Annotated in this window: 10 protein-coding genes and 1 other RNA gene; 6 read left to right on the forward strand and 5 right to left on the reverse strand. The window is 69.4% G+C overall.

Annotated elements, in window-relative coordinates:
• On the reverse strand, positions 1-1,370 hold a 1,370-nt coding region (locus B0W88_RS26295; protein ID WP_144006984.1), incomplete at its 3' end, for an MASE1 domain-containing protein.
• Between the two features lie 12 nt (positions 1,371-1,382).
• Positions 1,383-3,647 carry a TonB-dependent receptor gene (locus B0W88_RS26300; RefSeq protein ID WP_077037553.1) on the reverse strand — a complete coding sequence of 755 codons (2,265 nt, stop codon included), beginning with the start codon at positions 3,645-3,647 and terminating at the stop codon, positions 1,383-1,385.
• A 152-nt stretch (positions 3,648-3,799) separates the two neighbouring features.
• On the opposite strand from B0W88_RS26300, the gene ubiG reads away from it, so the two are divergent.
• The 4 genes from ubiG (at position 3,800) to B0W88_RS26320 (ending at position 6,217) form a co-directional block, all read left to right on the forward strand.
• The gene (gene ubiG / locus B0W88_RS26305; protein ID WP_077037554.1) at positions 3,800-4,504 is read left to right on the forward strand and encodes a bifunctional 2-polyprenyl-6-hydroxyphenol methylase/3-demethylubiquinol 3-O-methyltransferase UbiG; all 705 of its coding nucleotides are present in this window, start codon (positions 3,800-3,802) and stop codon (positions 4,502-4,504) included.
• On the forward strand, positions 4,501-5,157 hold the full coding sequence (locus B0W88_RS26310) for an HAD-IA family hydrolase (protein WP_077037555.1): 657 nt from the start codon (positions 4,501-4,503) through the stop codon (positions 5,155-5,157). Before ubiG ends, B0W88_RS26310 begins: the two co-directional genes overlap by 4 nt.
• Before the next feature lie 13 nt (positions 5,158-5,170).
• Positions 5,171-5,541: a transfer-messenger RNA gene (gene ssrA / locus B0W88_RS26315) on the forward strand.
• Between the two features lie 400 nt (positions 5,542-5,941).
• Positions 5,942-6,217: an HU family DNA-binding protein gene (locus tag B0W88_RS26320; RefSeq protein WP_077037556.1), complete on the forward strand. Its 276-nt coding sequence runs from the start codon at positions 5,942-5,944 to the stop codon at positions 6,215-6,217.
• Positions 6,218-6,280: 63 nt separating this feature from the next.
• On the opposite strand, the gene B0W88_RS26325 is transcribed toward B0W88_RS26320, so the two are convergent.
• Positions 6,281-7,432: an iron-containing alcohol dehydrogenase gene (locus B0W88_RS26325; RefSeq protein ID WP_077037557.1), complete on the reverse strand. Its 1,152-nt coding sequence runs from the start codon at positions 7,430-7,432 to the stop codon at positions 6,281-6,283.
• A 95-nt stretch (positions 7,433-7,527) separates the two neighbouring features.
• On the opposite strand from B0W88_RS26325, the gene B0W88_RS26330 reads away from it, so the two are divergent.
• The gene (locus B0W88_RS26330; protein ID WP_077037558.1) at positions 7,528-8,424 is read left to right on the forward strand and encodes an alpha/beta hydrolase; all 897 of its coding nucleotides are present in this window, start codon (positions 7,528-7,530) and stop codon (positions 8,422-8,424) included.
• A gap of 17 nt (positions 8,425-8,441) precedes the next feature.
• Positions 8,442-9,317 carry a YbgC/FadM family acyl-CoA thioesterase gene (locus B0W88_RS26335; protein ID WP_077037559.1) on the forward strand — a complete coding sequence of 292 codons (876 nt, stop codon included), beginning with the start codon at positions 8,442-8,444 and terminating at the stop codon, positions 9,315-9,317.
• Here the strand turns inward: B0W88_RS26335 and B0W88_RS26340 are convergent.
• Both B0W88_RS26340 and B0W88_RS26345 read right to left on the reverse strand, forming a co-directional pair.
• Positions 9,301-9,555: a DUF4936 family protein gene (locus tag B0W88_RS26340; protein ID WP_077037560.1), complete on the reverse strand. Its 255-nt coding sequence runs from the start codon at positions 9,553-9,555 to the stop codon at positions 9,301-9,303. The genes B0W88_RS26335 and B0W88_RS26340 overlap by 17 nt on opposite strands.
• Positions 9,552-9,981 (reverse strand): folate-binding protein YgfZ (locus B0W88_RS26345; protein WP_369973935.1); only part of this gene is annotated, 430 nt, incomplete at its 5' end. The genes B0W88_RS26340 and B0W88_RS26345, both read right to left, overlap by 4 nt.

A 9,981-nucleotide genomic window follows, 5' to 3' on the forward strand; every position in this document is an offset into this window, starting at 1 on the left:
GCGCCGCTGTAGACGCGCAGCCGCCACTGCCGGTCGGCGAACTGCAGCGAGCGCCAGATGTCCGGCACGTACTTGAGCGACTGGCTGCAACCGGGTGCGCCTGCCAGCGTGCGGCCGTCGCCGGGACCACGCCCGGCGTCGATCAGGCAAACCCTGCTGGCGTTGCCTGAAGCCTTGAGGATGGGAGCGATCAGCGCTTCCGGCCGCAGGGTCGCGAAGGCCAGGCCGCGCGCACCGCCGGCCTCGTGGCTGCTGCCGGCCAGGGCGCGGAAGACGGCGACACGCGGTGCGGCGGCGCCCGCTTCGTCGGGATACAGGAAGCCGGCGCTGGCCCGGGCCGATCCCGTCCCGCCGCCGGCCTCCATGGCCTCTTGCATGACGGCCTGCAGGGCCGGCAGGCCCAGCAGTTGCGCAGCCTGCATGCCGGGGGCACGGTCCGCTGTGTCGAGCGAGTGGATGATCCAGCCTGCGCTGCCGGAGACCTGGCTTGCGTCGCCCAGCGCATCGAGCGCGCCGGCCCGGCGCTGTGCACGGCTGAGGGCGGCCAGCACCTGGTCGTCCACCCGATCGAGGGCGGACAGCTCCTGGCTGGTGTCTAGCACGGTCAGCGAGTCGCGAAAGCCGTTCTCGATGGCGTCCGCGATCGCGTTGGCATCGCTGAGGAAGCGTCCCAGCTGGCGCTGCAGGTCCCAGCGGGCCGACAGGCCGACCGTCAGCACCAGCAGCCCGGTCGCCAGCAGGCTCAGCACGCCGACGCTGAACAGCCGCGGGCGCCAGATGGTGCGGGGCCTGGCGATCAGGCACAGCGCGATGGGCATCGTGACCAGGGCCCCGCCACAGTCGCTGAGCCACCAGTCGATCCACACGCTCGGCCCTTCGGCGCCTGGCAGCTGGTAGAGCAGGATCAGGGCCATGGTGCCCCAGGTGGGCATGGCTAGCGGCGCCACCAGCGTGGTCAGCGCGAGGAAGCGCAGCGCGCTGGACAGGTCCAGCAGCGAGAGCGAGTCGCGCGGCATCCAGCGTTCGACCATCAGGACCGCCGACAGCACGGTCCACAGGTGGCCGACCGCCAGTACCAGCCCGCAGCTCAGGGCATCCCAGGACTGGCGTTCGGTCGACAGGAACACGGTGCCCGTGAAGCCGATGAAGACCAGCGGCCAGAGCGAGCGCCCCCAGCAGAGCAGGGCGGCGATCGCGAAGCCCATGTGCAGGCCGAGCGGGCCGATCACGTAGTGGGACGGCTCGATGCTGTTCAGCGGGTAGGCGAACAGCAGGTAGGAGGCGAGCAGCAGCGACGCGCGCCAGAGCTGCTGGCGCCAGCCCGGCGGGGAGCTGAGCGGTTCGCCGAATGGCGGGGCAGTGGCTGGCATCGCGTGGAGGCCTCAGAAGGTTTGCCGGATGCGCAGGCCGATCATCCGAGGCACCGCCGGTGACCGGCCCAGCAGGCCGAGCGAGTTGTAGGCGCCGAAGCCGCCGTTGGCGTTCCGGTTCTGCAGCAGGTTGTTCACGAAGAGGCTGGCATCGAGGCCCTTGCGGCCCATCGCCTGTTCCCAGGCGGCCCCGAGGTCGAGCGTATCGATCGCGGGGCTTCGGTCGTACCACTGCGGATGCAGGGTCGAGGTGCTGACCACGGCGTCCTGGTGCGCGTAGGACAGGCTTGCGCTGAGCCGGCCGGGATCGGCACCGACCGGCAGGTAGCGGGTGATGCTCAGGCCGTATTTCCAGCGTGGCACGAATACGAAGGGAGTGCCGGCGAGATCGATCGGCTGCCCGTCGCTGGCCAACGATTCGTATCGGGTGTACCGGTTCGACATGAAGGAGCCGAAGAACAGCAGGTCCAGGCAGCGATCCGGAACCAGCCGAAGGTGCCACTCCAGGCCCCGCACCCGGCCCTGGGCCGCGTTGCGTGTCAGCACGGCCAGGGTCTGCTGCGGTGTGCCGGCATTGACCAGGGCGGTCACGGACATCTGGCCGTCGCGATACAGGCCGTAGTAGGCGGCCAGCTCGAGCTTGCCCTGCATGCCGTGCCATTCGAGATCCGATTTCAGCCCGAGCTCGAAGTTGTTCAGCGATTCGGGGCCGTACGGCGCGTCCTCGGCCCGCGTGACCGAACTGTTGAAGCCCCCGTGCAGATAGCCCTTGCTGTTGCTCAGGTAGACCATCGTCCGTGGCGAAGCCGCATAGCTCAGGCCGAGCGTGTAGCTGCCCTTGCTGCTGCGCGAGAACAGATCCAGCGGGGCGTCGGGCATGAACAGATTGCCGGTGGCCGGCACCAGCGTGCCGCCGGACTTCTCCAGCCAGCGACGGTCCTCGGTGTAGCGATAGCCGGCGCTGGCCTTCAGGCCCGGGGTCAGGTCGCGCAGGTCGACGCTGCCTTGCGCGTAGGCGGCTTGCGTCCTGAAGCGGGTGCGCGTCGAGGACACCAGGCGGATGCCGAAGACGTCGCTGAGGTCATCGACCAGCGTGGCGGCACGGCCTGCATGCGAGCTGGCGTGGAAGAGGCCCGCGGTGTAGCCCAGCCGACCGCCCAGCGCCTCGCCTTGCAGCTGCAGTTCCTCCGTCAGCAGGCGGCGGGCGCCGGGCGGGCGGCTGCCCGCGACGTTGTTGTCCAGGATCCTGAACAGCGTGCCGTCGGCGTCCAGTGACGCGAAGGACTGCAGCCGCTCGTACCCGAGGATGTTCCTCAGGCGCGCGTCGTCGCCCAGCTGCAGCGTCGTGATGTTGGAGGCATTGGTCTGCCGGAAGCTGGCGCTGGCCGGCGTCGAGGTGCCGGCGAGCCGGTAGTAGCCGAGCCACGCCTGGCCATCGATGGCGCTGGCGAGGCTCGGGCCGATGCTGGTCGCCGCGGCTCCCTGCGGATTCGCCGCCACCGGTACGTAGGGCGCCAGGGTGCCGCGCGCCTCGAAGTGGTTGAGGGTCAGCTCGTTCCGGATGGACGGGCCGTGCCGGAAGCTCGCGCCCAGCCGGGCGATGACGTAGTCGTCGGTGCCGAGCTTCTGGTGCCGACTCAGGTCGGTGACATAGCCATCCACGTGGGTGGATTGCAGGCCCAGGCGCAGCTTCAGGGCGTCGCCCACGGGCAGGTTGAGCACGCCCTCGGCGATGCGGCGCCCGTAGTTCCCGACCTCGGTGCTGACGTAGCCGCCGAAGCCGCTGGCAGGCCGGCGCGGCGTGAACAGGATCGCACCGCCGTTGGTGCTCATGCCGAACAGCGTGCCCTGCGGGCCCTTGAGGACGGAAACGTCCTCGAGGTCGAAGTACATCGAGTTGCCGGACAGCGAACTGGCGGCGCCGTTGCCATCCAGCAGCAGGGTCTCGGCGAAGTAGGCCTGGACGCCCTGGATGCCGCGAATGAAGTTGTAGTTCGCCTGGCCATGGGCGCAGCAGATCGCCAGGCCGGGCACCTGGTCCTGCAAGTCCGTCGTGGTGCGGATGTCCCGGCGTTGCAGGCTCTCGCCGCTGAAGGTATCGATGGAGATCGGTACGGCCTGCGCGTCCTCCGGCTGGCGCCGGGCCGAGACCACGATGGGCTGAAGTCGGGCCGGCTCGGAGGTCTCGGCGGCCGGCGCGGGCGCCTGCAGGAGAAGCAGGAGGAACCAGGCAGCGCCGGCACGGAGAGGCATGCGAATGGCGGTGCGATCGGCCATCGGTAGGTTCCTGGAGTAGATCCGCCGTTGCGGCGAGGGCAAGGTAGTCCCGGTCCAGGGGGGTGTCTGTCCCGTGAAACTGCCTTGACAGCGGCCATTTCGCGTCACTGGTGACGCCAGCGGTGCCTGCCTCATCCGCTACCATCCCGCCCATGACGACGAATGCCGACCCCCAGGAACTTGCCAAGTTCGGCGAACTGGCCCACCGCTGGTGGGACCCCGAGAGCGAATTCAAGCCGCTGCACCAGATCAACCCGCTGCGCCTGGCCTGGATCGAGAGCTACTGCCCGCTGGCCGGCAAGACGGTGCTGGACGTCGGCTGTGGCGGCGGCATCCTGACCGACTCGATGGCCCGCCGCGGCGCCAATGCGCTGGGCATCGACCTCTCCACCAAGCCGCTGAAGGTGGCCCAGCTGCATGCGATGGAAGCGGGCACCGAGAACGTCGAGTACCGCGAGATCGCCGTCGAGGACCTCGCCGCCGAGCGGCCCGCGTCCTTTGACGTGGTCACCTGCATGGAGATGCTGGAGCATGTGCCCGACCCGGCCTCGGTCGTGCGCGCCCTGGGCACGTTGGTGAAACCGGGCGGTTGGGTGTTCCTGTCCACGCTGAACCGCAACGCCAAGTCCTTCCTGCTGGCCATCGTCGGCGCCGAGTACGTGCTGAAGATGCTGCCGGCCGGCACGCACGAGTACGCCCGTTTTCTCAAGCCCTCGGAGCTGGCCCAGTTCTGCCGCGATGCGGGCCTGGAACTCGAAGCGAGCAAGGGCCTGACGTTCAACCCGCTGACGCAGCGCTACAGCCTGGGCGCCGATACCGACGTCAACTACCTGCTGGCCTGCCGGCGGCAGCCGTGAACGGCGCCGCCTTCGCGGCCGTGCTGTTCGACCTGGACGGCACGCTGATCGACAGCGCGCCCGACCTCGCCGGCGCCGCCAACGACATGCGCGCCGCGCGCGGCCTGGCGCCCGTGGCCTACGAGCTGCTGCGCGAGCGCTGCGGCTCGGGCGCCCGCGGCATGCTCGGCGGCGCCTTCGACGTGGCGCCCGGTGATGAACGCTTCGAGCCGCTCAAGCACGAGTTCCTGGACCTCTACGAGGCTCGCATGCTGCGGCACACGCGCGTGTTCGACGAGGTGGCCGTGCTGCTGCAAGACCTGACCCTGCCCTGGGGCATCGTCACCAACAAGGCCGAGCGCTTCGCCTTGCCGATCGCCGCCGCGCTGGGGCTGCACCGGGCCGCGGCGGTCGTCGGCGGCGACACCACCGGCCACACCAAGCCGCATCCGGCACCGCTGCTGGAAGCGGCGCGGCGCCTCGGCGTCGAGCCCGCGCGCTGCCTCTACGTCGGCGACGACGAGCGCGACGTCACCGCCGGCCGCGCCGCCGGCATGGCGACCGCCGCGGTGCGCTGGGGCTATGTCGGCCATGGCAAGCCGATCGAGGCCTGGGGTGCAGACTTTTTGCTCTCCGTGCCCGGCGAGCTCTTGAAGCTGCTCCGCGTGCCTTAAACTACTCAGTTCTGGGGCCGACCTGGTTTCGACGTGGGTGCGGATCCGGAGTAGGGCATGCCGAGCACCAGTCCGCTCGTAAAACCACTGGAAACAAAGTAACTGCAAACGACTCTACGTTCGCACTCGCTGCTTAATTGCAGTTGAGCTTCTCAACGGTTCGCTGATGGGCCGGGCCTGAGCCGCAAGGTGAGGGTTGAGAAGTCATTCACATCAGCTGGTTGCCAGGCGGGTCACTCGTCGGGCAACGAGATCAAGTGACTGGCGGGAAAGGTAGCGTGCCGCTGCGCGACCTGAACGCGAGATTCAAATCAGACGGCTACGCATGTAGAACTGCCCGGTGATGGCTTGCGGACGGGGGTTCAATTCCCCCCGGCTCCACCACCAATCAAGGGCGCCCGAGTTCATCAAGGACTCGGGCGCCTTTTCCTTTCAGGTCCGGTCAGCCACCCGTCAGGGCAGTACCGCTGGAATCGGGGCTCGGCAGGGCATCAAAGCGCCGGCTCACTCACTCCTGCGATTCCTCCATTCGGGCCGGCGGCCCTGCTGCTTTTACTTCTCGCCACGCTCTGCGCCGAGGCCCGCAAAGGGTCGAGTCTGCCGGCGCCGCCTCGCCGTATACTGCCCGACTTCAGAGCCGCGCCCGCGCGGTTCGGGTCGATCGCCAAGCGGGGCCGGCCCATCACTGAACGCTGCGCTCACGGCTTGTCCGGCGAGCGGAACACGCGGCCCAAGGCCAGCCCGGCCTGGGTCATTTTCTTTTTATTGACGGGACAAACCACCCATGAACAAGACTGAACTGATCGACAGCATCGCCGCCAAGGCCGGCGTGACCAAGGCCGTGGCCGCTTCGACGCTGGACGCCGCCCTGGGCTCGATCACCGAGGCACTGGTCGCCGGCGACGCCGTGGCCATCCTGGGCTTCGGCAACTTCAAGGTCAGCGAGCGCGCTGCCCGCACCGGCAAGAACCCCGCCACCGGCGAGCCGCTGGAAATCGCTGCCGCCAAGGTCGCCAAGTTCACGCCGGGCAAGGCGCTGAAGGACGCGGTCAACAAGTAAATCACTGTTGACTTGAATGCAGAAAGGGCGCCCTCGGCGCCCTTTCTGCTTTTTTGCCTCCTGTTACATCGACGCTTCCAGCATCGCCCGGTAGTCGTCCCGCGTGGCCAGCCGCGGGTTGGTCTTGTGGCAGTGGTCGGCCATCGCACCGTCGATGATGGGCTCGAACTGTTCAGACCTGACCCCGATCTCGGCCAGGCCGCCGGGCAGGTCGAGCCGGCGGTTCATGTCCTTGATCGCCTCGGCGATCGCGTCGCCCCGCTCGTCGCAGGCACCCAGGCCCATCGCGTGGGCCATGCGCGGCAGGCGGCGCTCCAGCTGCATGCTCTCGGCACCCGCGTTGAAGCGCACCACGGCGGGCAGGAAGAGGGCGTTGAGCGTGCCGTGGTGCAGGCGCGGGTTGACGCCGCCCAGCGAGTGGCTCAGCGAGTGCACGCAGCCCAGGCCCTTCTGGAAGGCCAGCGCGCCCTGCATGCTGGTGCTCATCATGTGCCAGCGGGCGTCGCGGTCCAGGCCGTCGCGGGCGGCGCGTTCGATGTGGCGCCAGCCGCGCTCCAGGCCGTCCAGCGCGATGCCGTCGGCCGGCGGGTTGACCGCGGCGGACATGAAGGTCTCCATGCAGTGCGCGATCGCGTCCATGCCGGTGGCGGCGGTCAGCCGGGCGGGCAGGGCCAGCGTCAGGTCGGGGTCGCAGATGGCCACCTTGGGCATCAGCACCCAGTTGTGGAAGCCCAGCTTGCGGCCGTCGTCCACGATGATGATGGCGCCGCGCGCCACCTCGCTGCCGGTACCGGCGGTGGTGGGCACGGCGATCACCGGCGCAGCGGCATCGGTGATGCGGGGGCTGCCGCCCTCGATCGTCGCGTAGGTCTTCAGTGCGCCGGGATGGGTGGCGGCGATGGCCACGCCCTTGGCCAGGTCGATGCTGGAGCCGCCGCCGATGGCGATCAGCCCGTCGCACTGGCCCATCTGGTAGAGCTTGACCGCCTGGCGCACGGCGGCCTCGGTCGGGTTCGACGGCGTCTGGTCGAACACCGGCGGGGCCTTGCCGGCGCCCCAGGCCGAGAGCGCCTGGGCCAGCACGCCGGCGGCGCGCACGCCTTCGTCGGTGATGACCAGCGGGCGGCTCATGCCGATGCGCGCGCACTCCTGCGGCAGCAGCGAGCTCGCACCGAAGTCGAGATGGATCTGGGTCAGGTACTGGATCAGGGCCATGCATTCCTCTCTGGCACACTCGGCCATTTCTGCCACGCTTCCCGCTTTATAGCCTTGCAGCATCGCCCGTGAGTAGCACCTTGTTGACAGCGCGCATGGCCAGCGTGCTGGAACGCATCCGACGCGCCGGCCGTCCGCCGTTTTATACGCTAAGCCCCGAGGAGGCGCGCACGGCCTATCGGATCGGTGCGGAAATCCTCGATCTGCCGCGCGCGCCGCTGGCCCGTGTGGAGGATCTGAGCGTGGCCGACAGGCCGGCGCGGCTCTACGCGCCCAGCGAGGCCGAAGGCCTGCCCGTGCTGCTGTACCTGCACGGCGGGGGCTTCACCATCGGCGGGCTGGAAACGCACGACAGCCTGTGCCGGCAGCTTGCGCTGCGCAGCGGCGCGGCGGTCGTGGCGCTGGATTACCGGCTGGCGCCCGAGCATCGCTTTCCCGTGGCGGTCGACGATAGCTGGGCGGCGATGGAGTGGCTGGCCCATAACGCCGAGACTCTGCGGTGCGACGGCAGCCGCCTGGCCGTCGGCGGCGACAGCGCCGGCGGCACGCTGGCCGCCGCCTGTGCGCTCCACGCGCGCGACATCGGGCTGCCTCTGGCCCTGCAACTGCTGATCACCCCCGGCACCACGGCCCACGCCGACACGCCCTCGCACCACCGCTTTGCCGAGGGCTATCTGCTCGATACCGAGGTGATCCGCTGGTTCTTTGCGCAGTACATCGACGAGGCCGACCGGACCGACTGGCGCTTCGCCCCGCTGGAGGCCGAGGACCACGCGGGCCTGGCGCCCGCCTGCGTGGTGCTGGCCGAATGCGATCCGCTGGTCGACGAAGGCATCGCCTATGCGGACCGGATGCGCGCGGCGGGCGGCCAGGTGCAGCTGGAGCTGTATCGCGGCGTCACCCATGATTTCATCAAGATGGGCCGGGCGATCCCCGAGGCGGAGCAGGCGCTCGACGCCAGCGCCCAGGCCCTGAAGCAGGCCCTGTTCTGAAGAACGAAGCACTGACCATGAAGAGAAGCGACTTCCAGAGATCCGATTTTCAGTTCGCCGACCGCCAGCGCGTGCGCTGGGCCGAGATCGATGCCCAGCAGATCGTCTTCAACGGCCACTACCTGACCTATTTCGACACCGCCGTCGGCGCCTGGTGGCGCGCGCTGGCGCTGCCCTACCACGAGACGATGAAGTCACTGGACGGTGACTTGTTCGTACGCAAGGCGACCTTGGAGTACGTCGGGTCTGCGCGTTATGACGAGCAGCTGGAAGTGGGCGTGCGCTGCCAGCGCATCGGCAGCAGCTCGATGACCATCGTCTGCGCGGTGTTCCGCGGCGAGGATCTGCTGGTGCACGGCGAGCTGGTCTACGTGTTCGCCGATCCGGTGGCGCAGGTTTCCAAGCCGATTCCTTCAGCGCTGCGCGCCGCCATCGAGGCCTTCGAGGCGGGCGAGCCGGTGGTGGAGGTGCGTGTCGGCAGCTGGGCCGAACTGGGCGAGCAGGCCAGCGCGATCCGCCAGGCGGTGTTCGTCGACGAGCAGAAGATTCCGGCCGAGATGGAATGGGACGTGGCCGATGCCGGCTGCATCCATGCGGTGGCCTTCAACCGCTTCGGCATGCCGCTGGCCACCGGCCGGCTGCTGGAGCATGTGCCCGGCGTGGCCAAGATCGGCCGCATGGCGGTGGTGCGCTCGATGCGCGGCGGCCGCGTCGGCCGCGCGGTGCTGGAGGCGCTGATGCGCGAGGGCCGGGCGCGCGGCTACGCCGAGGCGGTGCTGCATGCGCAGCTGTCGGCGCGCGGCTTCTACCTGCGCGCCGGCTTCGTGCAGCGGGGCGAGGTCTTCGAGGAGGCCGGCATCGGCCATGTGGAAATGGTCAGGGCGCTGGCGTAGCGACCGGCAGGAAGCGCTCGACCTGGCGCGAGCCCTCGACGAAGGGGCCGACCAGGCCATCGAGCGCCGCTGCCGTGCGCTCGGCGTCGGGGCCGGTGTGGACTTCCATCCAGGTCTGCAACTCGCCCAGCTCGCCGTCGCGGCGCATCAGTCGCACCTGGGGCCAGGCCCGAAGCACCGCATGGAGTGCTTCAACCCGCGCCGGCGCGACCTTGTAGTACACGTAGATCTCGATCACTGCGGCTCCGTCAGCGCGTACGGCAGCTCGCGCGGCGTGAGCAGCGGCCCTTCGGCCGAGCCCAGGTGCAGCGTGCCGTTGGCCAGCGCCGCGATCTTGGTCTCGGCCAGCAGCAGGCTGCGACCATCGGCGCGCTGCGCGGCATTGGCCACCAGGCCGGCCGGCTGGCCCGGATCCGCGCTGTGGAAGATCTCCTGGCCCGGCGCGGCGGCGCCTTCGAGCTCGTACAGATAGGTGCGGCGCTTCAGCGTGCCGCGGTACTGGCTGCGCGCCACCACCTCCTGGCCGGGGTAGCAGCCCTTCTGGAAGTTGACGCCGCCCAGCAGCTCCAGGTTCAGCATCTGCGGCACGAACTGCTCGCTGGTGGCGGCCAGCACCCAGGGCAGGCCGCTCTGCAGTTCCAGCCACTGCCAGTCGGCCTCGGCT

This window comes from Pelomonas sp. KK5 (assembly GCF_001984095.1).
Classification (GTDB): Bacteria; Pseudomonadota; Gammaproteobacteria; order Burkholderiales; family Burkholderiaceae_C; genus KK5.